The sequence below is a fragment of the Cryptosporangium japonicum genome, assembly GCF_039524755.1.
Lineage (GTDB): Bacteria > Actinomycetota > Actinomycetes > Mycobacteriales > Cryptosporangiaceae > Cryptosporangium > Cryptosporangium japonicum.
Genome location: NZ_BAAAGX010000032.1, coordinates 96,078 through 118,544 on the forward strand (window position 1 = coordinate 96,078; position 22,467 = coordinate 118,544).

General features: G+C 71.4%; 23 protein-coding genes. 10 read left to right on the forward strand and 13 right to left on the reverse strand.

What is annotated here, in order from left to right:
- Nucleotides 1–81 precede the first annotated feature (81 nt).
- Nucleotides 82–1,551, forward strand: coding sequence for a glycosyltransferase family 39 protein (locus tag ABD437_RS34985; protein WP_344653256.1), 1,470 nt, complete (start codon nt 82–84; stop codon nt 1,549–1,551).
- Nucleotides 1,552–1,556: 5 nt separating this feature from the next.
- Here ABD437_RS34985 and ABD437_RS34990 read toward each other — a convergent pair whose 3' ends face one another.
- Nucleotides 1,557–2,396: a patatin-like phospholipase family protein gene (locus tag ABD437_RS34990; protein WP_344653257.1), complete on the reverse strand. Its 840-nt coding sequence runs from the start codon at nt 2,394–2,396 to the stop codon at nt 1,557–1,559.
- A 56-nt stretch (nt 2,397–2,452) separates the two neighbouring features.
- Nucleotides 2,453–3,532 carry a DNA glycosylase AlkZ-like family protein gene (locus ABD437_RS34995; protein ID WP_344653258.1) on the reverse strand — a complete coding sequence of 360 codons (1,080 nt, stop codon included), beginning with the start codon at nt 3,530–3,532 and terminating at the stop codon, nt 2,453–2,455.
- A gap of 68 nt (nt 3,533–3,600) precedes the next feature.
- Here ABD437_RS34995 and ABD437_RS35000 point away from each other — a divergent pair, with 68 nt between their 5' ends.
- The 4 genes from ABD437_RS35000 (at nt 3,601) to ABD437_RS35015 (ending at nt 7,959) form a co-directional block, all read left to right on the forward strand.
- On the forward strand, nt 3,601–4,197 hold the full coding sequence (locus tag ABD437_RS35000; protein WP_344653259.1) for a phosphoribosyltransferase family protein: 597 nt from the start codon (nt 3,601–3,603) through the stop codon (nt 4,195–4,197).
- A 168-nt stretch (nt 4,198–4,365) separates the two neighbouring features.
- A complete protein-coding gene (locus tag ABD437_RS35005) occupies nt 4,366–5,487 on the forward strand; it encodes a PP2C family protein-serine/threonine phosphatase (RefSeq protein WP_425558312.1) in 1,122 nt (373 codons plus the stop codon).
- 232 nt (nt 5,488–5,719) lie between these two features.
- Complete coding sequence (locus tag ABD437_RS35010; RefSeq protein ID WP_344653260.1) at nt 5,720–7,549, forward strand: acyl-CoA dehydrogenase; 1,830 nt, start codon at nt 5,720–5,722, stop codon at nt 7,547–7,549.
- Between the two features lie 176 nt (nt 7,550–7,725).
- Nucleotides 7,726–7,959 carry a DUF6458 family protein gene (locus ABD437_RS35015; RefSeq protein ID WP_344653261.1) on the forward strand — a complete coding sequence of 78 codons (234 nt, stop codon included), beginning with the start codon at nt 7,726–7,728 and terminating at the stop codon, nt 7,957–7,959.
- Nucleotides 7,960–8,002: 43 nt separating this feature from the next.
- On the opposite strand, the gene ABD437_RS35020 is transcribed toward ABD437_RS35015, so the two are convergent.
- From ABD437_RS35020 to pdhA, 6 genes are all read right to left on the reverse strand, one after another.
- Nucleotides 8,003–9,850 carry an NHL domain-containing thioredoxin family protein gene (locus tag ABD437_RS35020; RefSeq protein WP_344653262.1) on the reverse strand — a complete coding sequence of 616 codons (1,848 nt, stop codon included), beginning with the start codon at nt 9,848–9,850 and terminating at the stop codon, nt 8,003–8,005.
- A 5-nt stretch (nt 9,851–9,855) separates the two neighbouring features.
- The gene (locus ABD437_RS35025; RefSeq protein WP_344653263.1) at nt 9,856–10,518 is read right to left on the reverse strand and encodes an LppU/SCO3897 family protein; all 663 of its coding nucleotides are present in this window, start codon (nt 10,516–10,518) and stop codon (nt 9,856–9,858) included.
- 893 nt (nt 10,519–11,411) lie between these two features.
- A complete protein-coding gene (locus tag ABD437_RS35030) occupies nt 11,412–11,549 on the reverse strand; it encodes a hypothetical protein (RefSeq protein WP_344653264.1) in 138 nt (45 codons plus the stop codon).
- A 196-nt stretch (nt 11,550–11,745) separates the two neighbouring features.
- Nucleotides 11,746–13,425: a dihydrolipoamide acetyltransferase family protein gene (locus tag ABD437_RS35035; protein WP_344653265.1), complete on the reverse strand. Its 1,680-nt coding sequence runs from the start codon at nt 13,423–13,425 to the stop codon at nt 11,746–11,748.
- 9 nt (nt 13,426–13,434) lie between these two features.
- Nucleotides 13,435–14,418, reverse strand: a complete 984-nt coding sequence (locus tag ABD437_RS35040) for an alpha-ketoacid dehydrogenase subunit beta (protein ID WP_344653266.1) — start codon at nt 14,416–14,418, stop codon at nt 13,435–13,437.
- Nucleotides 14,415–15,596 (reverse strand): pyruvate dehydrogenase (acetyl-transferring) E1 component subunit alpha, encoded by a 1,182-nt coding sequence (gene pdhA, locus ABD437_RS35045; protein WP_344653267.1) that lies wholly within the window; start codon nt 15,594–15,596, stop codon nt 14,415–14,417. The genes ABD437_RS35040 and pdhA overlap by 4 nt, the downstream gene beginning before the upstream one ends.
- A gap of 291 nt (nt 15,597–15,887) precedes the next feature.
- Here pdhA and ABD437_RS35050 point away from each other — a divergent pair, with 291 nt between their 5' ends.
- Nucleotides 15,888–16,562, forward strand: coding sequence for a hypothetical protein (locus ABD437_RS35050; RefSeq protein ID WP_344653268.1), 675 nt, complete (start codon nt 15,888–15,890; stop codon nt 16,560–16,562).
- On the opposite strand, the gene ABD437_RS35055 is transcribed toward ABD437_RS35050, so the two are convergent.
- The 3 genes from ABD437_RS35055 to ABD437_RS35065 form a co-directional block, all read right to left on the reverse strand.
- On the reverse strand, nt 16,563–16,979 hold the full coding sequence (locus tag ABD437_RS35055) for a hypothetical protein (protein ID WP_344653269.1): 417 nt from the start codon (nt 16,977–16,979) through the stop codon (nt 16,563–16,565).
- Nucleotides 16,980–17,060: 81 nt separating this feature from the next.
- Entirely contained in the window at nt 17,061–17,696 is a 636-nt protein-coding gene (locus ABD437_RS35060; RefSeq protein WP_344653270.1) for a DsbA family oxidoreductase, read from the reverse strand.
- Nucleotides 17,697–17,701: 5 nt separating this feature from the next.
- Nucleotides 17,702–18,541, reverse strand: coding sequence for a phosphoribosylaminoimidazolesuccinocarboxamide synthase (locus tag ABD437_RS35065; protein WP_344653271.1), 840 nt, complete (start codon nt 18,539–18,541; stop codon nt 17,702–17,704).
- An 82-nt stretch (nt 18,542–18,623) separates the two neighbouring features.
- On the opposite strand from ABD437_RS35065, the gene ABD437_RS35070 reads away from it, so the two are divergent.
- Together ABD437_RS35070 and ABD437_RS35075 are read left to right on the forward strand one after the other, a co-directional pair.
- A complete protein-coding gene (locus ABD437_RS35070) occupies nt 18,624–19,475 on the forward strand; it encodes a class I SAM-dependent methyltransferase (RefSeq protein ID WP_344653272.1) in 852 nt (283 codons plus the stop codon).
- Nucleotides 19,459–19,989, forward strand: a complete 531-nt coding sequence (locus ABD437_RS35075) for a TetR/AcrR family transcriptional regulator (RefSeq protein ID WP_344653273.1) — start codon at nt 19,459–19,461, stop codon at nt 19,987–19,989. The genes ABD437_RS35070 and ABD437_RS35075 overlap by 17 nt, the downstream gene beginning before the upstream one ends.
- A 40-nt stretch (nt 19,990–20,029) precedes the next feature.
- Here ABD437_RS35075 and ABD437_RS35080 read toward each other — a convergent pair whose 3' ends face one another.
- Complete coding sequence (locus ABD437_RS35080) at nt 20,030–20,497, reverse strand: Dps family protein (RefSeq protein ID WP_344653274.1); 468 nt, start codon at nt 20,495–20,497, stop codon at nt 20,030–20,032.
- A gap of 147 nt (nt 20,498–20,644) precedes the next feature.
- Between ABD437_RS35080 and ABD437_RS35085 the strand changes: the two genes are divergently transcribed.
- Nucleotides 20,645–21,493: a HipA family kinase gene (locus ABD437_RS35085; RefSeq protein ID WP_344653275.1), complete on the forward strand. Its 849-nt coding sequence runs from the start codon at nt 20,645–20,647 to the stop codon at nt 21,491–21,493.
- On the forward strand, nt 21,490–21,879 hold the full coding sequence (locus tag ABD437_RS35090; RefSeq protein ID WP_344653276.1) for a DUF3037 domain-containing protein: 390 nt from the start codon (nt 21,490–21,492) through the stop codon (nt 21,877–21,879). The genes ABD437_RS35085 and ABD437_RS35090 overlap by 4 nt, the downstream gene beginning before the upstream one ends.
- On the opposite strand, the gene ABD437_RS35095 is transcribed toward ABD437_RS35090, so the two are convergent.
- Nucleotides 21,850–22,377, reverse strand: coding sequence for a hypothetical protein (locus ABD437_RS35095; RefSeq protein WP_344653277.1), 528 nt, complete (start codon nt 22,375–22,377; stop codon nt 21,850–21,852). The genes ABD437_RS35090 and ABD437_RS35095 overlap by 30 nt on opposite strands.
- Between the last annotated feature and the right edge of the window lie 90 nt (nt 22,378–22,467).

Here is a 22,467-nt window from a genome sequence, read left to right on the forward strand (position 1 = left end):
ACCGGAGCAACGAGTTGCCGCCTGAGTCAATTGGCTACGAATCCGATGTCCGACCTAGCGCGTGCCCCTCATCCTGAAGCCATGGCGCAGGTCGAAGCCGAGCGACGCACTCTTCCGCCGCTCGAACGCTGGGTCTGGGTGATCGCCGCTGCGGTCACCGCCGTGCTGCTCGTGTTCGCCGGGCGCTACGGCTACCACCGCGACGAACTCTACTTCCTACTGTGCGCGCACCACCTGGACTGGGGCTTCGTCGACCAGCCGCCGCTCACCCCGGCGATCGCCTGGCTCGCCGACACGATCGCCCCCGGCAACCTGACGGTCTTCCGGACGCCCTCGGCGCTGATCGCCGGTGCCTGCGTGCTGCTGGTGGCCCTGATCGCCCGCGAACTCGGCGGTGGACGGGCCGCCCAGCTGCTCGCCGCGGTGCTGATCGCCACGTCGTCGGCGGCGTTCGCGTTCGGGCACCTGCTGTCGACCACCACCGTCGACGTCCTGATCTGGCTGGTCGTGCTCTGGCTGACGCTGCGGGTGCTCCGTACCGGCGACACCCGCCTGGCGGTGCTCATCGGGGCGGTCGCCGGCCTGGGCCTGCTGAACAAGTACCTGGTCGGTCTGCTGGCCGTCGGGCTGGTCGGCGGCCTCCTCGTCGCCGGCCCGCGCCGTCTGCTGCGCGACCGCTGGGTGCTCGCCGGAGCCGCGCTCGCGCTGCTGATCGTGACGCCGAACGTCGTCTGGCAGATCGTGAACGGTTTTCCGCAGCTCGACGTGGCCGGCCAGATCGCGTCCGGGGACAGCTCGTACGCCGGCCGCCCGGTGGCCGTCGCGCTGCAGTTCGTGATCGTCAGCCCGGTCGCCTCGGCCGTCTGGATCGCCGGTCTCGTGGCGCTCTTCCGCCGCCCCGAGTGGCGTCCGTACCGTGCGGTGGCCTGGGCGTGGGTGGTGATCGCCGCGCTCGTGCTCATCGGCGGGGGCAAGGGCTACTACGACGCCGCGATGCTGCTGGCGCTGACCGGTGTCGGCGCGATCCCGGTGGTCGGGTGGCTCGCCCGTGGCCGGGTGGTGCTCCGCCGGGTCGGGCTCGCCGCCGCGGTGGTGTTCTGCGCGGTCGTCGACGCCCTGCTGATGCTGCCGATCGCGCCGGCGTCGTCGGTGCCGGACGCCGTCGTCGCGGTGAACTACGACGCCGGTGAGACGATCGGCTGGCCGGCGGCGGTGGCGTCGATCGAGCGGGTCACGCCGCCCGGCGCGGTGATCGTCACCAGCAACTACGGCGAGGCCGGCGCGGTGAGCCGGTACGGCACGGTGCCGGTCTACTCCGGTCACATGAGCGTCGCCGACTTCGGCCGGCCGCCCGAGTCGGCGGACGTCGTCGTCGCCGTCGGCTTCGACGATCCGGCCTACCTGCGGCGGTTCTTCGGCTCGGTGGAGCGCGCCGGCTCGGTCGACGTGGGTGTCGACATCGACAACGAGGAGAACGGCGCCCCGATCTGGCTCTGCCGTGACCCCCGCGAACCGTGGGCCGGTCTCTGGCCGAAGTTCCGTCGCGTCTGACGTCTCTAGTGGTCCGACCAGACCGAGTGGACGGCCATCGCCACGTCGACGGCCTGGGCGCGGCCGGCGCGTGCCGACGGCGGCCGGCGAGCCGGGTCGAGCACGTTGCGGCCGAACGCGGCCCGAGCCGCCTGGTTCGGTGTCACCACGGCGACGCGGGCCGAGTCGCCGAGGCGCGCGACCTGCGTCGAGACGCCGGGCATCGGCCCGCCGCCGCGGGGTAGCGGCGCCAGCACGACGATTCGATCGCACTCGGACGCGAGGTCGACGTTCGCGGTCGACCGCACCCCACCGTCGATGTACTGCCTGCCGTTCACGGTCACCGGCGGCCAGACGCCCGGCACCGCGCAGCTCGCCGACACCGCGTCCACCAGCGGCACACCGCTGTGCCGGTCGAACGGGGCGAGCTCGCCGGTGACCGCGTCGACCGCGGTCAGCACGAGGCGCCGGTCGGGCCAGTCGTGCACCGGCAGCCGGGAGGCGATCACCTGGCGGCGCTCCTCCTCCGGAACGGTGCGGGTACGCCGGGCGAGCGCGCCGACCCGGGCCCGGAACCGCTCCGGGCTCCGACTGGTCACCGCGGCGAAGCCCCAGCGCAGGAGCGTGGTGGTGGCCATCCGTGCGGGGATCTCGCTGCCGCTGGGCTCCAGTTGGTTGCGGTAGAGCTCCTCGATGTCGGCGCCGGTCGCGACGACCGTCCCGACCACCGAGCCGGCCGAGGTGCCGACGATCAGATCTGCCGTGGTCAGGTCGACTCCGGCGTCGAGCAGCCCGGCCAGTAGCCCGATCTCCCAGGCTATTCCGGTGACTCCGCCCCCGCCGAGTACCAGTGCACTCCCCGTCATTCTGTGAATTCTGGTCACATCTGCGGCTCCGTGGGCACGGAATGTGCGGTCCGGCGTCAGGCGATCCGGACGTCCGTGGCGCCGCGCGCGGTGGCGACGGTCCCGGCCTCCGCGTTGATCGCGGCCAGCGTGGCCGGTCGGAGCGGGCGGAACGCCTCGAGCGTGATCGTGAGGCGCTTGCCCGCGAGCTTCGCACGCCAGGTCCCGGCGATCTCGCCGTCGACCAGGATCGCGCCCGGGTTGCCGAGCGGCCGCCAGAGCGCCTTCTGTTCGGCTCTCTCCGGCACGAGCAGGTTCCGGTTGCGGGTCTGCAGGTACGGATCGCTCGGCGGCAGCAGCCGTACCGGGTCGGGTGCCGCCGGCTGCCGCAGCGCGGGCTCCGCTTCGGCGGGGATCCAGAAGCCGGCCTTCCCGTCCACCCGCACCTCGACGAGGTCCTCCGGCCAGTCCTCCGCGACCCTGGCCTTGCTCGCCGAGAAGTAGGCCGCCACTTCGGCCGTCGTCCCGGGACCGAGCAGCCGGAGGTAGGCCCGCGCGGGCAGCGGCGCGGAGCCGGTGTCCGGTACCCGGTCCGCGACCGGTGACACGATCAACGGGGTGGTGCCCGGCTCGATCCGGACGCCGCCCACCAGACCGGCGACGCGGATCAGCTGATCGCTCAAGTGCTCGACCCGGCAACCGGGACAGTACGCGGCCAGTTCGGGCCGGTGCGCGGTCAGCGCCGTGCTCATCGTCCCCTTGGCGACCGGCGCGGTGACGACCGCACGCAACGCCGACGCGGTGGCTCGCACGGCCTCCAGATCGTCACCCGGGATCCGCGCCGTGGACGCACCGACCCGCGCTCTGGCGTCCGCCTCGTCGCGGGGGAACAGCGCGGCGGCCAGAGCCGGCAGGTCGGCCGCGCGGTGGACGAACGGCGCACCGCGCGCTCCCCACACGGTCACCAGCGCGTCGTCGTCCTCGAGCGACGGCAGCCGCGCCGCGAACGCCACCCGGGCCGAACCCGGTGGGGTGTCGGCGACCCCGAGATCGAGTACGGCCAGCCGGGTGACCTCCGGTTCGGACCGGTCGAGCTGCTGTGCCCCCACCCGGTAGGCGAGCACCTGGTGCCGGTCGACCTCGATCGCTGCTCCCATGAAGCCCAGGTTTCCCCATCCGTGCGAGTGGCGTTGACGTGTTTGGAGCCTGTACCTACGGTGTCCCCGTGTCGAGTGCCCCGCTCTCGGTCGACCCGTCGGAGAGCCCCGTGCCGCCCGCCGATCCTGACCTGCGCGTTCGCCTGCTCGAGAACTTCCGCTGGATCGACCCCGGCGATTGGTGCGACCACCTGCTCACCGATCGGTCCGGGTGGTGGCGCGATCCGGTGATCCTCGACCGGCTCGGTCCGGCGCTCGCCGAGCTCTCACCCGTACTGCCCACCGTGATCGTCGCGCCGGCCACCAGCGGGTTCCTGCTCGGGCCGCTCGTCGCTCGGGCGATCGGCGTCGGGTTCGTGGAGGCCTACCGGGATCTGAGCGGCGCCGAGCTCGCCGACGACCTGATCACCCGCACCGGCGGTCCGGGGCACGACGGCCGTCCGGTGGTGCTCGGTGTCCGGGCCCGCCACCTCGGCCCCGACGACGCCGTGCTCGTCGTCGACGACTGGGTCGAGACCGGAGCCCAGCTCTCGGCGCTCGCCGAGATCGTGGCGGCGGCCGGTGCGCGTTACCTCGGTGCGGCGGTCATCGTGGACGGAGCGCAGCCGGAGGTCCGCGAACGGCTGCGGATCCGCGGTCTGGTGCGAGAGGGCGAACTGCCCTAGCTCTAAATGCCGCCAAACGGACAGCTTCCCCTCGGACGAACGGGCGGGACCGCCGAGCACACGGCCGGTTCTCGTCGTGGCGACGCGTCGAGCGGCAACCGAACGGGCATCCTATGGAAGGTCCGTGCGCAGACGCGCCACGCTGTGCTGTCAGGGGTGGGCCCGCCGATGCCAACGAACCCGCACCTCGGGGATCCGGTGGTGTCACCACGCACCGGAATCGTCGGCGCGTGCCTGTTGGCCCTCGCGATCGCCGCGTTCGACGTCGCGATGCCGGGTTTGCAGTTCGTCGGTCTGCTGGTCGCGCCGCCTTTCCTCGCGGCCGCGCTGGCGTCGTACCGGGCCACGTTCGCGGTCGGGGCCCTCTGCTTCGCACTGGGCGCGGCGCTGGGCATGGTGGACGGCGAGGCGTTCGCGCCCCAGCAGGTCCTGCGCCTGGCCGCGATCCTGGTCTTCACCGCACTGGCGGCCTGGCTGTCGATGCTCGGCGACCGCACGTCGAAACGAGTGGCGACGCTCAGCAAACTGGCCTCGGTGGCGCAGCAGGCCGTGCTGCGGCCGATCGGGCCCCGGATCGGAACGATGTCGGTCGCGGTGCGGTACGTGTCGGCCAACGCGGAAGCGGACATCGGCGGCGACCTCTACGAGGCGATGAGCACGCCGTACGGCACCCGGGTGCTGATCGGGGACGTGCGCGGCAAAGGGCTGGAAGCGGTCCGCCTCGCCAGCAGCGTGCTGGGTTCCTACCGGCACGTCGCGCACGAGCGGGTCGACCTGCGGGCGATCGTGGCCGACCTGGACCGCGCGGTGGCCCGCTCGGTCGGCTACGAGGACTTCGTGACCGCGTGCCTGATCGAGGAGCGCGGCGGAACCCTGACCGTGCTCAATTGCGGGCACCCGGCGCCGCTGCTGCTGCGCCGGGGCACGGTGATCGCGCTGGAGCCGCCGTCACCGGCGCCGCCGCTCGGGTTCCTGCCGGTGGTGCGGCCGCGCGTCGAGCGGCTGGAACCGGGGGACCGGTTGCTCCTGTTCACCGACGGGTTGGCCGAGGCGCGGCGGAACGGTGAGTTCTTCCCGATCCGCGAGCGGGCCTGGCGCATCGCCGGTCACGGCACCGTCGAGGACGGGCTCACCTCGCTGGTCAACGCCCTGCGCGGCTGGGTGCACGGAGTACTGGACGACGACATCGCGCTGATCCTGCTCGAGTACACCGGCTCCGAGCGCAAGCCCGAGACGTCGAACGCCGCGGCTCGGCCGGCCTGGGAGTGGGACCCCATCTCCGGGGATTAGTTGCGGCCGCGGTGCGCTCGCCGTCGTCGGCTAAACGGCATTTATCGGACGTCGATGAGGCGGCGACCGTCACGCCTCGCCAATTTGTTGGCGGCTCATGGATGTGAGCCCGCTCATACTCATGCGCGCGAGCATTACCGGCCGGTAACATGGCAAATGTTACTGCCCGGTATACCGATGGGTAAGCGGGCTCGTCACGGCGGCGGGCCAGTCTTCACGGGGAGGACCCGCGATGAGCCACTACAAAGCCAACCTGCGCGATCTCGAGTTCAACCTCTTCGAGGTCTTCGGCGCCGGTGATCGCCTGGGCAACGGCCCGTTCGAGGCGATCGACGAGGAGACCGCGCGCGCGTTCCTCACTCAGATGGTCGAGCTGGCGGAGGGCCCGCTGGCCGAGTCCTTCGCCGACGCCGACCGCAACCCGCCGGTGTTCGACCCGGCCACGAACTCGGTTAAGCTGCCCGAGTCGTTCAAGAAGTCCTACCGGGCCCTGCAGGACTCCGAGGCCTGGCAGCTCGACGTGCTGCCGGAGATCGGCGGCATCCGCAGCCCGCGCCAGCTGGTGTGGGCGATCTCCGAGCTGGTACTCGGCTCGAACCCGGCTCTGCACATGTACGCCAGCGGCTACGCGTTCGCCGGCGTGTTCTACAAGCTCGGCACCGAGCAGCAGAAGGCCTGGGCCAAGCTGTTCGTCGAGAAGCACTGGGGCTCCACGATGGTGCTCACCGAGCCGGACGCCGGTTCGGACGTCGGGGCCGGCCGCACCCGCGCGATCCCGCAGCCCGACGGCACCTGGCACCTCGAGGGCGTCAAGCGCTTCATCACCTCGGCCGAGCACGACATGGCCGAGAACATCATCCACTACGTGCTGGCCCGCCCGGTCGGTGTCGAAGGCGCGGGCGGCCCCGGCACCAAGGGCCTGAGCCTGTTCATGGTGCCGAAGTTCCAGTTCGACGACGACGGCAACCTCGGCGAGCGCAACGGCGTCTACGTCACGAACGTCGAGAAGAAGATGGGCCTGAAGGTCTCCACGACCTGCGAGCTGACCTTCGGCGACAAGCACCCGGCCGTCGGCTACCTGGTCGGCGACGTGCACGACGGCATCCGGCAGATGTTCAACATCATCGAGGCCGCCCGGATGATGGTCGGCACCAAGGCGATCGCGACGCTGTCCACCGGCTACCTCAACGCGCTGGACTACGCGAAGAACCGCGTGCAGGGTGCCGACCTGACCCGCCAAGCCGACAAGACCGCTCCGCGGGTCACGATCATCCACCACCCGGACGTCCGCCGGAGCCTGCTGCGTCAGAAGTCCTACGCGGAGGGTCTGCGCGCGCTGGTGCACTACACCGCGTCGGTGCAGGACCGGGTGATCGTCGCCACCGACGCCGAGGAGCGTGCGGCGGCCGAGCGCCTCAACGACCTGCTGCTGCCGATGGTGAAGGGCGGCGGCTCGGAGCGTTCCTACGAGCTGCTCGGGTCCGAGTCGCTGCAGACGTTCGGCGGGTCGGGCTTCCTGCAGGACTACCCGATCGAGCAGTACATCCGCGACTCCAAGATCGACACCCTCTACGAGGGCACGACCGCGATCCAGGGCCAGGACTTCTTCTTCCGGAAGATCGTCAAGGACGGCGGCAAGGCGCTCGGTGTGCTGGCCGGCGAGATCGCGGCGTTCATCGAGGCGGAGAGCGGCAACGGGCGCCTCAAGAACGAGCGTGCACTGCTCAAGACCGCGCTCGACGACGTGCAGGCGATGGTCGGGTGGAGCGTCACCCAGCTGATGTCGATGGCCGAGGACCCGTCTTCCGTCTACAAAGTCGGCCTGAACACGAGCCGGGTGCTGCTCTCGACGACCGACCTGGTCGTCGGGTGGCTGCTGCTCCGCCAGGCCGAGGTGGCCATCCGGGCGCTCGACGCCGGATCTTCCGACGAGTTCTACGTGGGCAAGATCGCGTCGGCCCGGTTCTTCGCCGCGCAGGTGCTGCCGGAGCTGTCGGCCCGGCGTGCCGTGCTCGAAGCGACCACCCTCGACGTGATGGAACTTCCCGAAAGCGCCTTTTGACGCGTGGCTGGCCGTCACCGTTTCGGCATACCGTCGTACCCTGGTTGGAGTAGCGTCGGGCCCGTTCACACGGGTGTGTGATTCGCGTGTCGGGTGGGCCTCTGCCGGGTACGAGGCCCGTGGCGACGCAACCGGGGTGCCGCGCGGCACCCGGCGTACACGACCGGGAGGTCGACATGGGTATCGGCGCGGGGCTCTTCCTCATCGCCCTCGGCGCAATATTTGCCTTTGCCGTCACGGTCGACCTGCAGGGGATCAACCTTCAGGCGGTCGGTTGGATCCTGATGTTCGTCGGCGTCGTCGGGATCCTGATCAGCGTCTTCTACTGGGGTCCGCGGAAGCGCGCGACCACGGCGAACCGGGAGCGGATCTACACCGACGATCCGACCCAGCCGCCACCTCCGCTGTGACGTTCTGACCAAGGAGCCCCGACCACGGTCGGGGCTCCTTGGGTTATGCGCTGACGCCGCGCAGCATGAGGACGAGCTCGGACGGCGCGCCCGGCACCAACCGGATCGGGATGCCCCAGTCCTGGCGGCTCAGGTGGCACGCCGGGTTCGGACCCTCCACATCGCAGCTGGCCGCGTGCGCGATCACCTGCAGGACGCCGTCGCCATCCTCGGTGGGCTCGGCCTCGTCCTCGTCCTTCGCCAGCACGATCTGGCGGTGGAGCTCGGTGGTGACGCCTTCGCCGTCCACGACCAGGCCGGACGGGTTCGCGGAGATCTCCAGGCGGGTGGACGGGCCGTAACGGTCGTCGAGTTTCTGCCCGGACGGTGGCTCGAACACGATCTCGACCTTGATCGGGCCCGGGCTCAGCTCCACCGGCGGGCGCTTCGTGCGGTGCCGCGTCTGCGTGAGCTCCTGGGTGGCGCCCGGCGGCACCGGACGGGTGACCCGGTGAGCCGCTGACTCCACCACTACGAGCACACCGTCGACGACGACCGCCCCGGACGGCTCGAGCACGTCGGTGGCCAGCGTGGACACCTCGTCGGTGACGGGGTCGTAGCGTCGGATCGCGTTGTTGTAGGTGTCGCACACCGCGATCGAGCCGTCCGGCAGCACCGCGACGCCGAGCGGGTGCTGGAACAGCGCCTCGTCGGCCTTGCCGTCCATCGCGCCGAAGTCGAACAGGCCCTTGCCGACGGCGGTGTGGACCTCGCCGTTCTCGATCCACCGCAGCGCCGAGCTCTCCGAGTCGGCGATCCACAGCTTCGAGGCGTCGGCAGCCAGGCCGGAAGGCTGGGCGAACCAGGCCTGCTCCTTCGGGCCGTCCTTGAGCGACTCCACGGTCGTGCCGGCATAGACCGCGAGGTGGTTCGTCACCGGGTCGAAGGACCAGAGCTGGTGCGTACCGGCCATCGCGACGACGACCTGTCCCTCGAACCAGGCCACGTCCCACGGAGAGCTGAGGCGGGCCTCCCGCGGGTCGTCCGGGATCTCCACCGGGTCCCCGGGTGCTCCGCGCCAGATCTCGCCGGTCCCGGCGAGCGTCGTGGTGGTGTTGGTTTCCCAGTCGAGCGCGCGCAACTTGTGGTTGACCGTGTCGGCGATCACGACGTCGTAGCCGACGGTCTTTGCGATCTCCTCCGGCAGCACGCAGACGCCCTGGGGCTCGGAGAAGCGCGGGTTCGGGCCGTCGTCCGCGCCGCGGGTGCCGTCACCGATGCGTCGCAGCACGGTTTCGCCGTCCGGCGCGAGTTCGACCACCGAGTGGTGCGCGGAGTCGCTGACCAGGAAATTGCCGTTGGCCAGGAGCGCGATCTTGCCGGGGAAGCGGAGCTCGGTGTCTTCCCTCTTCGTCCGCTCGGGCAGCACGCCATCGGTGCTCAGCGTGCCCTTCGCGGTGTGCCGCTCGATCAGCTCGCCGATCAGGCGGCGGAGCCCCTCCGCGTGACCCTCGCCGGACATGCTCGCGACCAGATAACCCTCGGGGTCGACCACGGCCAGCGTCGGCCAGGCCCGCGCCGCGTACTGCTGCCAGGTGAGCAGCTCGGGGTCGTCGAGCACCGCGTGCGGAACGTCGTAGCGCTCGATGGCGGCCTTGAGAGCCTCCGGGTCGCGCTCGTGCTCGAACTTCGGGGAGTGGACGCCGATCACGACCAGTTTGTCGCCGAACTCCTCTTCCAAGGGGCGGAGCTCGTCGATCACGTGCAGGCAGTTGATGCAGCAGAACGTCCAGAAATCGAGCAGGACGATGCGGCCGCGCAGATCGGCCAGGGAGAGGTCACGGCCGGCGGTGTTCAGCCAGCCGCGACCCTGAAGCTGCGGGGCCCGGACGCGGAACTCTTGATTCGTCACGGGTCCTAGTCTTCTTTACGCAGGCAGAGCACGTACTCGTCCTTGAAGTTGACGAACGCGTCGGTGGTGTCGGGCGGGCAGGAGCCGTCCTGGACGGTCGTCGTGCCGTTGGCGCGGTCGATGATCTTGTACGAGCCGTCGGTGCCGCACTCGACCGGGATCGCGCGGTCCTTGTCGCCGGACGCTTCGCGCTTGATGCACTTGCCGGACGAGTAGTCGCTGCCGACGATCGCCTGGGCGCCCAGGAGCACGCCGCCGACACAGCCGACGAGCAGAACCACGGCCACGACGACGGCGGCCAGGATCGGGCCGCGCTTGTACCAGGGTTTCTTGGGGCCGGCCGGGGCGGCGGGGCCGGGTGCGGGCGGTGCGCCTGGGGGGCGCGTGCCCGGGGTGGCGTAGCCCTGCGGAGGCGGGCCGTACGCGGTGCTCGGCGGCGGCGAGCCGGTGGCGGCCCAGCCGGGTTGTGCGCCGGGGTGCCCGGGTTGCTGTGCTCCGGGCTGGCCCGGGTGTGCTCCTGGCTGGGCGGTGGGTGGGGTGCCGGGTTGGGGTGGGAAGGGGCCGGCGCTGGGGGTTGTGGTGCCGGGCTGAGGGCCGCCGTAGACCGTGCCGGCGGGCTGTTGATGGGTGCCGGGGGTCGGCTGGGGTGGCGCGGTCGGAGGCGCCACCGGCGGCCGAGGCCCACCGGAGGTCGGAGCGCTCGGTCCGGTGACCGGCGGCGCGGAGGTCGGTGCGCTCACCGGCGGTGCCGAGGTGGGCGCGTTCGGCCCGGGTGCGGGGGGAGTTGCTCCGCTCGGAGCGCCCGAGCCCGGTGCCCCGGAGGCCGGCCGGGCCGCCGCGGGCTCCGACGGCGCGGCGGACGGCGCGGCGGTGTGCGGCGCCGGGGGCGCTGCGGGCGGTGCGGAGGTGGGGGCCGACGGTCCGGGCGATGGCGGTGCGGCCGGAGGCGCCGATGTCGGGGTGGAGATCGGCACGGTCTCGCGCGAGTCCCCAGCGGGAGGCGGAATCACCTGGGTCGCCTCGGAGTCGGCCGAAGCCGGGCCACCCTGGTCCGAGCCCGCTGCGCCCGAGCCCGCCGAATCGGCGGCGGCCGGAGCTGAGGCCGCGGGAGTGGAAGCCGCTGAACCTGGGGCGGCCGAACTCGGAGGCGCCGAGCTCGGGGCGGCCGGAGCGGGAGGCGCCGACGGGGGGATGACCTGGGTGGCCTCGGGATCGTCCGGCTGGGGTGCAGCAGGCGCGTGCCCTGACGACGGCGTCCCGGGCGTGTCCGAAGCCCCGGGCCCGGACGAGGGCGGCAGCTCCGGTTCCGGGGACTGCGGCTCAGGCGGGCGAGTGCCCTCGGTCATCGCGCGACTCCTCCACCGGTGCGGGTACGGGTCCGAGATTTGGGACGCTATCGGGTCAACCGGTGACAGGGTACGAACACGGCAACTCCTATTACGCGGCGGCGTCAAAAACGCCGAAACCCGGTGCCCTCGAGGGGCACCGGGTCCAGGGTCGCGGACTACTCCCACGACCGATCGAGACTCGCGTCGGCGGGGTCAAGGCCCGCCGCACCGACTTAGCGCTGCCGGCTCGCGATCTCGAGGATCTCGTCGCGCATCGTGCCGTCCGGCACCCGTGCCAGAACCCTCTCCAGGGCCCGGGCACGACGGTGCGCAGTGCGCCGCTCACGGAACCGCTGGGCAAACGTGGACACGGTTACTACCTTCTTTCCATCGCTGTGTTGATCTCTACGCCTTCAATAATGCGGTAGGAGGCGCGAATATTCCATTGAATTTACGGTGAGACGCCCCACTGAGGTTCGGTCAACCGGCTGACACAGCGCGGCGCCCCGCACTCGTCATCGGACGAGAACGGGGCGCCGTGTGGGTTACGCGCTGTGATCTGGGTCGCTACGACCAGGCGAGTGCGGTGCCCTCCGGGTCCTCGAGGAACCGCCCGATGTCGGCCAGGAACTTCGACCCGCCTTCGCCGTCGACGATCCGGTGGTCGAACGACAGCGCGAGCTGACAGATCGACCGCGGCTTCACGACACCCTTGTGCACCCAGGGGCGCTCGGCGATCTGTCCGACGCAGAGAATCGCCGCCTCGCCCGGGTTGAGGATCGGCGTTCCGGCGTCGACACCGAAGACCCCGACGTTCGTGATCGTGATGGTGCCGCCGGTCAGGTCGGCCGGGGGTGTGCGCCCGGCTTTGGCCACGCTGACCAGGGAATCGAGCGCGGCCGCGAGTTCGGGCAGCCCGAGTCGGCCGGCGTCCTTGATGTTCGGCACCAGGAGGCCGCGCGGGGTGGCGGCGGCGATGCCGAGGTTCACGTAGTCCTTCAGCACGATCTCGGCGCCGTCCGGGCCGTCGACCCAGCTGGCGTTGAGCTCCGGGTGGCGCCTGGTCGCCAGGGTCACCGCCTTGGCGACGAGCAGGAGCGGGTTCACGCGGACGTCGGCGAAGGCCTTGTTCGTGCGGAGGCGCTCCACGGCGCGGAGCGTTCTGGTCACGTCGACGGTGAGCCACTCGGTGACGTGCGGGGCGGTGGCCACGCTGTGGACCATCGCTTCCGCGGTCAGCTTGCGTACCCCGCGCACCGGGACGCGCCGCTCGCGCGCTCCGCCGAGGACCGCGGCCGCCCCCACGCTCTCCACCGACGCGACCTCTCCGCCGGCCCCCGCCGGTGCGCCCGGCGCCGCCGCGGAGAGCTCCGCTCCGCGAAGCGGCGCGCTCGGATCGGCCGACCCCGGGGACGTCGCCGCAGCGGTCGTGGCCGGATCGGCGGCGGCGCGGACGTCTTCCCGGGTGACGGTGCCGTCCGGGCCGGTCGGGGAGACCGAGGCCAGGTCGACGCCGAGGTCGCGGGCGAGTTTGCGAACCGGTGGCTTCGCTCGCGGCCGGGCGGTGATCGTGGCGTGCGCCCGGTGGACCCCGCCGGTGGGCAGCGCGGTGACGGTGCCGGCGGCGGTGGCCGCGCGTTCGGCGGCACGCCCCATCTCGAGGCCCCCGTGCCGGACCGGTTTCGCCCCGGCGGCCAGCGCGTCGGGGATCGTCGGGAGCAGCGGGATCGTGTCGTCGGGTGCCGGCTCGGCGCGATCGCCGCTGAGACCGGACCCTCCCAGTGGCGTGTTCTCCGGCTCGGGCGCGGCGTGCCTGCGCGCCCGCCGCCGCGCCGGACCACCGGTGCGGGGCCCGTACCCCACGAGCACCGGCGTACGCCCACCCGACGCCTCACCGCCCCCGTCGCCCGACGCGGGCTCACCGCCGCCACCGGACGAGTCGGCGCCCCCAGCACCGTCCCCGCCTCCCGGCGATGCGGTCGGCCCGCTGCCGGCGTCGGGCGGCGCGGTGTCGATCGCGATCAGGGGGGCACCGACCTCCACGGTGGTGCCCTCCTCGTGGTGGAGCGCGGTCACCACCCCGGCGAACGGCGACGGGATCTCCACCGCGGCCTTCGCGGTCTCCACCTCGACGATCGGCTGGTTGAGCGTGACCGTGTCCCCCGCGGCCACGAGCCAGCGCAGGATCTCCCCCTCGGTGAGTCCTTCGCCGAGGTCAGGCAGGTCGAACGTGCGAATGTCCGCCATCCCGGCTCCTCAGAACTCGAACGACCGGTCGACCGCGTCGAGAACCCGGTCGAGGTCGGGCAGGTAGTCGTCCTCCAGGCGGGCCGGCGGGTACGGGGTGTCGTACCCGGTCACCCGCAACACTGGCGCCTCCAGCGCGTAGAAGCACCGCTCGGTGACCCGCGCCGCGATCTCCGACCCGAGCCCGAGCGTGAACGGCGCTTCGTGCACGACGATCAGCCGCCCGGTGCGCTCCACCGAGGCGTACACCGGCTCCAGGTCGAGCGGTGAGAGCGTCCGCAGATCGATGACCTCCAGGTCACGTCCGTCCTCGACCGCGGCCTCCGCGCTCTCGAGCAGCGTGCGCACCATCGGCCCGTACCCCACCAGCGTGGCGTCGGTGCCCGGCCGCACCACCCGGGTCGAGTGCAGCGGGTACCAGTCGGCCCGCGGGACGTCGTCGGGTACCTCGCCCTTCTCCCAGTACCGCCGCTTCGGCTCGAAGAAGATCACCGGGTCGTCGGACGCGACCGCCTGCTGGATCATCGTGTACCCGTCGGCCGGGTTCGAGCAGGTCACGACCTTCAACCCGGCGGTGTGGACGAAGTACGCCTCGGGCGACTCGCTGTGGTGCTCGACCGCGCCGATGCCGCCGCCGAACGGGATCCGGACGACGACCGGCAACTTCACCTGGCCCTGCGAGCGGTAGTGGATCTTCGCGAGCTGGCTGACGATCTGGTCGTACGCCGGGTACACGAACCCGTCGAACTGGATTTCGCAGATCGGCCGGTAACCCCGCATGGCCAACCCGATAGCGGTTCCGATGATGCCCGATTCCGCCAGCGGCGTATCGATTACCCGATGCTCTCCGAAGTCTTTCTGCAGACCGTCGGTTACTCGGAAAACACCCCCGAGCCGCCCGACGTCCTCTCCCATGATCAGCGTTTTCGAATCGGTGTCCAGTGCGCTGCGCAGCCCGGCATTCAATGCCCTGGCCAGCGTCATCGACGTCATCGACGGCTCCCTTCCCGGCCGGGGACGGTACTCCGCCCGATTTCGTCGCCAGAAGCTAGGAATTCCGAGTGATAGGCCGTGAACGCTTCCTGTTGCTCTTTCAACACGGGCTGTTCACCCGCGTAAACGTGGTCGAACAGGTGCGCGGTCTCGGGATCGGGCATCTCCAGGCAGCCGGCCCGCACCCGCGCGGCGAGGGTGTCGGCCTCCGCCTCGACCTCGTCGAAGAACGATTGGTCGACGACCTGTTGACGCACCAGGAACGAGCGGAGCCGTTCGATCGGGTCGCGTAGCCGCCACTCTTCGAGCTCGGCGGCGATGCGGTAGCGGGTCGGGTCGTCGGACGTGGTGTGCGCGCCCATCCGGTAGGTGAACGCCTCGATGAACGAGGGGCCCTGGCCGTTCCGGGCGTCGTCCAGCGCGCGCCTGGTCACCGCGTAGGTGGCCAGCACGTCGTTGCCGTCGACGCGCACGCCGGGGAAGCCGAAGCCCGCCGCCCGGCGGTAGAGCGGCACCCGCGTCTGCCGGTCGGTGGGAGCCGAGATCGCGTACTGGTTGTTCTGGCAGAAGAAGACGACCGGTGCGGCGAACGCGGCGGCCCAGACGAACGCCTCGTTGACGTCGCCCTGGCTGGTCGCGCCGTCGCCGAGGTAGGCGATCACGGCCTCGCCGTCGCCGCCGCCGACCTTGCCGTCCTTCTGGATGCCCATCGCGTAGCCGGTGGCGTGCAGGCACTGGGCGCCGATGACGATCGCGTACATCGCGAAGTTGTGCGCGTGCGGGTCGGCCGCGCCGAGGTCGACGCCCCGGAACATCCGCAGCGCGTGCAGCGGGTCGACGCCGCGGCACCAGGCCACGCCGTGCTCGCGGTAGGTGGGGAACGCCATGTCCTGCGGGCGGAGGGCTCGACCGGAGCCGATCTGGGCCGCCTCCTGGCCGAGCAGGGACGCCCACAGACCGAGCTGACCCTGACGTTGGAGTGCGGTGGCTTCGGCGTCGACGCGCCGGACGAGAACCAGGTCGCGGAAGAAACTGCGGTATTCGGCGTCGGTGAGGTGGACGTCGTAGTCGCTGTCGTGAACGCGTTCGCCCTCTGGGGTGAGCAACTGGACGAAGCCGCGCTCGGCCACGGCGGCCTCGCCGAGCGGTCGAGACGTTTCGGGGGCGGACTCGGACATGCCGATCTCCTCGCTCGTGCCCTCCGGCGCGGGGTCACCGCACGGAGGTGATCGATACCGATGCCGTACGCAGGGGTGGCGCGGTCGGCAACGGGGCCTTCTGAACGTCGAGGGCGCTGGTAGCCCTCGTCGTCAGCATTACCGAACTTCGCGTCGGTGAACAGTGCCGTCCCCCGATCGGGCAGCGGAGCCTGGGCGAACGCCGGGGGTGCCAGGCTCGCCCGGCGGCGGGCGCGCAGCGGACGATGGGTAGGTCAGCACGGTTGCCGTCGCCGGCGGGGAGGAGTGGTGATGCGGACGCGATATCGCCCTTCTCCGCGCCGTCGTCGTGCCCAGTGGGGCGGGGCGGTCGCGCTCTGCGCGCTGGCGACCGGATCGACCGCGGCGCTGCTGGTGGTCGCCAACGCCGGCGTCGACCTGGTGCGCATCACGCCGTTGCAGCCGGGGGCCGCGGCGGGCGAACGCCCCGATCGCCTACCGGCCGGCCGGGCGGGCTCGGTGACGCCGTCGCGGGAATCGGCCTTCGGCTGGTCGACGCCGGACGCACGCCGGCCCCACGTGACCGGTCCGTCCTCGCCGCAGCCGGCTCCGTCCCGGACCCCGACCACGTCGGCACCCCGGGTCGAGCCCACCCCGACTGCCGCGTGGTCGACGGAGCCGGCTGACGAGGCCGACGAGTGGGCGAGCGAGTCCGAGGAGTTCTGGACGATGAACGACACGACACCGAGACCCGGCGAGTCGGGCGCGGTGATGCCGGAGGCCGAGCCGGCGTCCCCTGGGGAGGGGTCGGCACGGCCCACCGACGCCGCGCCTGACTCCGCTGGTACTTCCGACGGACGGCGACCGGCCGTCGGGCGGGTGCGGGTTCGCCCCGGACCGGTGCCGGTCACCCCGTCCGCTTCGCCGACGCCGACGCCTCCGTCACCTTCGGCGACGCCCTCGGTGTCCGACGCGCCGAGCCGCTGATCAGGCCCATGGGGCACCGAGAATGCGTGGCCGCAGCACCGATTGGCGGCTGCTCGGAGGCTCGGGTGCCGGCTCCTCGTCGTCCTCCGGCGGCGGGTTCAGCTCCGCGACCAGTTTCTCCAGTTCCTCGGAGACGGACGGGTCGACGAGCATCGCTTGGAGCAGCAGCTGTTGCGCGCGGCTCTGCTGGTCGTGGGTGACCTGGTCGACCAGGCCGGCGGGCGCGTGCGCGATCGCCTGGTTGGTTTCCTCGAGGAGCTCCGACTGGACCTCTTCACGGCCGGTGTGACCGTGTCCGAGGATCTTGACGAACCGGTTCTTGACCGCCGCCCAGCTCTCGGTGCCCGCGGCGGCCACGATCACCGGACCACCGGACGCGGCGACACGGTGCAGCGTCGCCATGAGGTGCGGGTCCATGAGGTCAACCTTGACCCCGACCGGTGAGCCGGGGCAAGGAGACACTCACATCAGTTCGGGTATCACTCCTGGTAACAGGGGTCAGGCGCCGCTGTGGGCCCGCGCCAGCGCTTCCGCGAACACCTCGGTGGGCTGGGCCCCGGAGACGCCGTACTTCATGTCGAGGACGTAGAACGGCACGCCGCTGATCCCGAGCTCACGCGCCTGGTTCTCGTCGGCACGCACGTCGTCGGCGTACCGGTTCTTGTCGGTGAGGACCTCGCGGGCGCGGTCGGGGTCGAGCCCGGCGCCGGCGGCGAGTTCGACCAGCGCGTCGACGGTGTGCACGGATTTCGCCTCACCGAAGTGCACGGTGTAGGCGTGGTCGAGCAGGTCCTGCTGTTTGCCCTGCTCGGCGGCCCAGTGCGCGAGACGGTGGAAGTCGAACGTGTTGCCGGCGTGTCGACCGTGGTCGTAGGCCAGCCCTTCGGCGGCCGCGGTGTCCTCGAGGCGCTTCTCTGCCGCCTCCACCTGGGCTTTCGGCATTCCGAACTTGCCGACGAGCATCTCGGTGACGGGCACGGTCTTCTCGGTCGGGTGGCTCGGGTCGAGCTCGAACGAGTGGTATACCACCTCGACGTCGTCCCGGTGCTCGAACGCGGCGAGCGCGTTCTCGAACCGGCGCTTGCCGACGTAGCACCAGGGGCAGCCGATGTCCGACCAGATGTCTACACGCATGACACTTAGAGTTGCCCGTTCAACCACTTATTCCCGGTCAGGAGCTCGTAACCCTCGACGTAGCGAGCCTGGGTGGCCTTGACGATGTGGTCGGGGATCTCGGGTGCCGGCGGCTGCTTGTCCCACCCGGTGCTCGTCGCCCAGTCACGCACGAACTGCTTGTCGTACGACCGCTGCGGGCGTCCGGGCTCCCACTCGTCGCGCGGCCAGAAGCGCGAGGAGTCCGACGTCAGGACCTCGTCGGCGAGTACCAGCTCGCCGTCGGGGGCCCAGCCGAACTCGACCTTGGTGTCGGCGACGATGATGCCCCGCTCGGCCGCCAGATCGGCGCCGCGCCGGTAGATCTCGAGCGTCAGGTCACGCAGCCGGTTCGCCTCGTCCGCGCCGACGATGTTCTGCACCTCGTCGAACGAGATCGGTTCGTCGTGGCCCTCGGTCGCCTTCGTGGACGGAGTGAAGATCGGTTCCGGCAGCTTGTCGCCGTCGACCAGGCCGGGCGGCAGTTCGATGCCCGACACCGTCCCGCTCTGCCGGTACTCGGTGAGCCCGCCGCCGGTGAGGTAGCCACGGGCGACGCACTCCACCGGCGCCATCCGCAGGCGGCGGCAGCGGATCGCGCGCCCGGCCCATTCCGCCGGCACGTCGGTGCTGATCACGTGGTTGGGGACGACGCCGTGGAGCTGGTCGAACCACCACAGGGAGAGCTGGGTGAGGATCGCGCCCTTGTCGGGGATCGGCGTGGGGAGCACGACGTCGTAGACCGACACCCGGTCCGACGCCACCAGGATCAGGTCGTCCCCGTCCAGGTAGACGTCCCGAACCTTGCCGGAATGAAGTAGCTCCACGGCCCGTCCCTCTCGTCGTCAGTTGCTCCTTGAGGCTAGTGCAGGGCTTTAAAAATGGACGTTCATTCATTATTCTGGGCCGGTGCTGACCACGGGGAGCAGGACGGCGGTTCACGTAGCACTGTTCCGGGCGCTGGAGTCGGCGCGTGCCGATCGCCTGTTCAGCGATTCGTACGCGCGGCTCTTCCTCCCGCCCGGGTACCGGGCGGCGGCTCGGGCGGCCCGGTTCCGGCCGGTGGGGCGGCGGCTGGAGCACTACATCGACTCGCGGTGGGGCGGCCCGCGCGCGTCCGCGGTGGTCCGCACCCGGTTGATCGACGACTGGGTCGCCGACGCCGTCGGCCGGGGCGCTCGGCAGGCGCTCGTGCTCGGGGCCGGGTTCGACAGCCGCGCGTACCGTCTCCCGGCGCTGGCGTCCGTCGACGTGTTCGAGGTCGACCATCCGGCCACCCAGGCCGTGAAGCAGCGGGTGATCAGGGGACGCAGCCGGGACGACGTCCATTTCGTGCCGGTGGATTTCCTGCGCGACGACCTGGCGTCGGCGCTGGCGTCCGCCGGTTTCTCCTCGGCGGTCCGAACCGTCGTGGTGTGGGAGGGCGTGACGAACTACCTCACCGAGCCGGCCGTCGACGAGATGCTCCGGTATCTCGGGCGGGCGTTGCCGTCGGGCAGCGAGGTGATTTTCACCTACGTCGACCGGGCGGTTCTCGACGGCGGGGTGGCCGACGCCTGGCGCGGGGCGGTCACGGCGGTGGGGGAGCCGTGGACGTTCGGGTTCGATCCGTCCGCGTTGGCCGAGTACCTGCGTGAACGCGGGCTGTCGCTGGCCGAGGACCGGTCGACGCTGGACGCGGCCGAGCGGTACCGGCGGCCGGCCACGGCGGCGGCGTTCTACCGGGTCGCGAGGGCGGGTGTGCATGCCGAAGGTGAGTGAGGCGCATCTGCTGGCGCGGCGCCGGCAGATCCTCGACGCGGCGGCCGTGTGCTTCGCGCGCGACGGCTTCCACCGCACGTCGATGCAGGACATCGTGCGGGAGTGCGGGATCAGCGCGGGGCTGGTGTACCGGTACTTCGCCGGCAAGGACGAGATGATCGCCGAGATCGTCCGCGAGTGGCACGCGCACCGCGCTGCGGCGTTGACGTCGGGGGACGGCACCGAGGCCTATCTGGGGCTGCTGCGCGAGATCGGGACGTCCGAGGCGCCCGACGCACGCCTGGCGCTCCAGGTGTGGGCGGAGTCGGTTCGCTCCGACGAGTTGCGTGCACTCGCGCGCGCGGGGATCGAACAGGCGGTACGGGCGACCGGGGTCGAATCGGAGGCCCTGGTCCGGGTGTTCATCGCGGTGTACCAGGGCCTGCTGGTGCAGACGGCGTGGGACGAGGAGCTCGACCACGGGGCATTCGTCGACGCCGTGGCGGAAATCGTGCGTCGGGTGGCGCAACGCTGAGAGGCGGGCGCCCGCCGTGCGGGGCCCGCCTCGCGGTGTCTCAGCGCGTCTGGGCGCGCAGCATCCAGAGATGCTTCTCCAGACCGGTGACGATCTGCACCACCAGGTCGTGCGAGACCGGGTCCTTCTCCTCGAGCGTCGGGAGCGTCTCCCGGGCCCGGGCCGCGACCGCGCCGACCTCGTCGGCCACCAGCGCGATCGTCTCCTGGGCGTCGAGCCAGCCGGTGCGGAAGTCGGCGACCGGCGACTTCGCCACCGCGGCCGGACGGCCGTCGATGGCGATCTCGAGCGTGACCGCCCGCTCGGCCGCGTCGTCGGAGTAGGTCCGCACGTCCGCGAGTACCTCGTCGAGCTGCTCGTGGACCTGCTTGAACGTGGCGCCCTGCACGTGCCAGTGCGCCTGCTTCAGGTTGAGCGACAGGGCGATCAGGTCGACCGCGACGCCTTCGAGAAGGTGGCCCACCTCGGAGCGGACGGCTTCGTCCAGGGCGGTGGAACGCGTACCCATATCGAATCCCTCCAATGTTGTGTCCATCTACTAGATGACCGGCCCCGGCCTGCGGAAACTGGCTCGAACGTCACACGATTCGAGTGCCGCTCCGGGAATTCCGGCCGCGGTCGGAGCGCCCGGAGGCAGGCGCCTAGGCTCGTGGTCGTGCTGCCCCATGTCACTGCCGTCCGCTACGTGACGCCGCTCCGCGAGGGCGGTTCGCTCCCCGGCCTGATGGAGGCCGACGACCTCGGCACCTACGTCGTGAAGTTCGTCGGCGCCGGCCAGGGCCGCAAGACGCTGATCGCGGAGATCATCTGCGGAACGCTTGGCCAGGCGCTGGGGCTGCCGATCCCCGATCTGGTCACGGTCGACGTCGCGCCCGCCCTCGCCGGCGGAGAGCCCGACCAGGAAGTGCAGGACCTGCTGCGCGCCAGCGCCGGGTTGAACCTGGGCATGGACTACCTGCCCCGCGCGCTCGACTTCGACGCGACCGCGTTCAGCGTCGACGCCGAGTTGGCCGGCCGGGTGCTCTGGTTCGACGCCCTGGTGGGCAACGTCGACCGGTCGTGGCGTAACCCCAACATGCTGTACTGGCACGGCGATCTCCAGCTCATCGACCACGGGGCCACGCTGACCTTCCACTACAACTGGCCCGGGGCGGCGAAATCCGCCGACCGTCCGTTCGACGCCACGCAGCACGCGCTCGTCGCCTGCGCGCCGGCCGGTGGGCAGCCGCCGGCGCTCGCCGCCGCCGACGCGGCGCTGGCCCCGCTGGTCACCGCCGACTCGCTGGGCGCCGCGGTGGCGGCGGTGCCGGACATCTGGCTCGCCGACGAGCCCGGTTTCGACTCTCCCGACGACGTCCGCCGCGCTTACGTCGAACGCCTGCTCGCTCGCCTGGCCGCCCGTCCGGCGTGGCTCCCGCCGCTGGAGGAGACGGCCCGGACCGCTCGTGGCTCGCGCCGGAGCGTGGCGTCGAACCGTCCCGCCTGGCTCGAGGGCACCAAGTGAGCACGCGGCACGTGTTCGAGTACGCGGTCCTGCGGGTGGTGCCCCGGGTGGAGCGGGGCGAGGCGATGAACGCCGGGGTGCTGGTCTACTGCCGACCGCTGAGCTACCTGGGGTCGCGCATCCACCTGGACGCCGACCGGCTCCGGGCCCTCGACCCCCGGGCGGACGCCGAGGCGATCACCCGCGCACTGCACGCGGCGGGCCGGACCTGCTCGGCCGACGCCGTGGGCCCGGCCGCCGAGGAGGAGATCGGCCGTCGCTTCCGGTGGCTCACCGCACCGCGGAGCACGGTGATCCAGCCCGGCCCGGTGCACACCGGCCTCACCGACGACCCGGACGGTGACGCCGACCGCCTGCTACGCGTCCTGGTGCTGCCGGTCGACTGACGGCACGGTCGCCGCACGCAGCCCGGCGTGGCAGAGCGAGAAGCCTAGCGCGCCGTCGATGTAGTGGCAGTACATCGCACCGAGGTAGGACGGCCCGCCCCACGCGTTGCGGGTGAAGTTGGGATCGAGACCGGCGAACACCTGCTCGCCAATGCGCCAGCACATGTACAGCTCGAGGAAGACGAGAAACGCGACCGCGGCCCAGCGCAGCGGGTTGCGTGAGGTCCGGAACGTCGCCCCGATCCGCGTCGTGATCGGCCGCAGCAGCGGAGAGAACACGACTTTCGCTCCGAGCGGGCTGCGGTGCGCCGCGATCACCCACCACACCACCACGACGGCGGTGATGACCAGGTGGGGTATCCACGCCTCGGTCCCCGGGACCTGCCGTTCGAGCGGGTCGCCGCGGTGGGTGAGGTACCAGGCGACCCCGCTGGCGAGACCGAGGCCGGTGAAGACAGTGGCGAGGACGAGAGCGGGACGGGAAACGGTGGTGTTCATGCCGTTCACCGTGGCGCGGGCGGCCCGGTTCGCGCGTCGCACCCGGTAGTGACCCGGCTCGTCATGCTGAGGAGTGACGCGCCGCCCCGC

Excerpts from the sequence above, each read along its gene's own strand:
- ABD437_RS35005 (WP_425558312.1), top strand. The coding sequence starts at position 4,366 with ATGCCAACGAACCCGCACCTCGGGGATCCGGTGGTGTCACCACGCACC.
- ABD437_RS35035 (WP_344653265.1), bottom strand. The coding sequence starts at position 13,425 with ATGGCGGACATTCGCACGTTCGACCTGCCTGACCTCGGCGAAGGACTC.
- ABD437_RS35075 (WP_344653273.1), top strand. The coding sequence starts at position 19,459 with ATGCCGAAGGTGAGTGAGGCGCATCTGCTGGCGCGGCGCCGGCAGATC.
- ABD437_RS35095 (WP_344653277.1), bottom strand. The coding sequence starts at position 22,377 with ATGAACACCACCGTTTCCCGTCCCGCTCTCGTCCTCGCCACTGTCTTC.
- ABD437_RS35060 (WP_344653270.1), bottom strand. The coding sequence starts at position 17,696 with ATGCGTGTAGACATCTGGTCGGACATCGGCTGCCCCTGGTGCTACGTC.
- ABD437_RS35050 (WP_344653268.1), top strand. The coding sequence starts at position 15,888 with ATGCGGACGCGATATCGCCCTTCTCCGCGCCGTCGTCGTGCCCAGTGG.
- pdhA (WP_344653267.1), bottom strand. The coding sequence starts at position 15,596 with ATGTCCGAGTCCGCCCCCGAAACGTCTCGACCGCTCGGCGAGGCCGCC.
- ABD437_RS35015 (WP_344653261.1), top strand. The coding sequence starts at position 7,726 with ATGGGTATCGGCGCGGGGCTCTTCCTCATCGCCCTCGGCGCAATATTT.
- ABD437_RS35010 (WP_344653260.1), top strand. The coding sequence starts at position 5,720 with ATGAGCCACTACAAAGCCAACCTGCGCGATCTCGAGTTCAACCTCTTC.
- ABD437_RS35080 (WP_344653274.1), bottom strand. The coding sequence starts at position 20,497 with ATGGGTACGCGTTCCACCGCCCTGGACGAAGCCGTCCGCTCCGAGGTG.
- ABD437_RS34985 (WP_344653256.1), top strand. The coding sequence starts at position 82 with ATGGCGCAGGTCGAAGCCGAGCGACGCACTCTTCCGCCGCTCGAACGC.
- ABD437_RS35040 (WP_344653266.1), bottom strand. The coding sequence starts at position 14,418 with ATGACGTCGATGACGCTGGCCAGGGCATTGAATGCCGGGCTGCGCAGC.
- ABD437_RS34990 (WP_344653257.1), bottom strand. The coding sequence starts at position 2,396 with ATGACGGGGAGTGCACTGGTACTCGGCGGGGGCGGAGTCACCGGAATA.
- ABD437_RS35055 (WP_344653269.1), bottom strand. The coding sequence starts at position 16,979 with ATGGACCCGCACCTCATGGCGACGCTGCACCGTGTCGCCGCGTCCGGT.
- ABD437_RS34995 (WP_344653258.1), bottom strand. The coding sequence starts at position 3,532 with ATGGGAGCAGCGATCGAGGTCGACCGGCACCAGGTGCTCGCCTACCGG.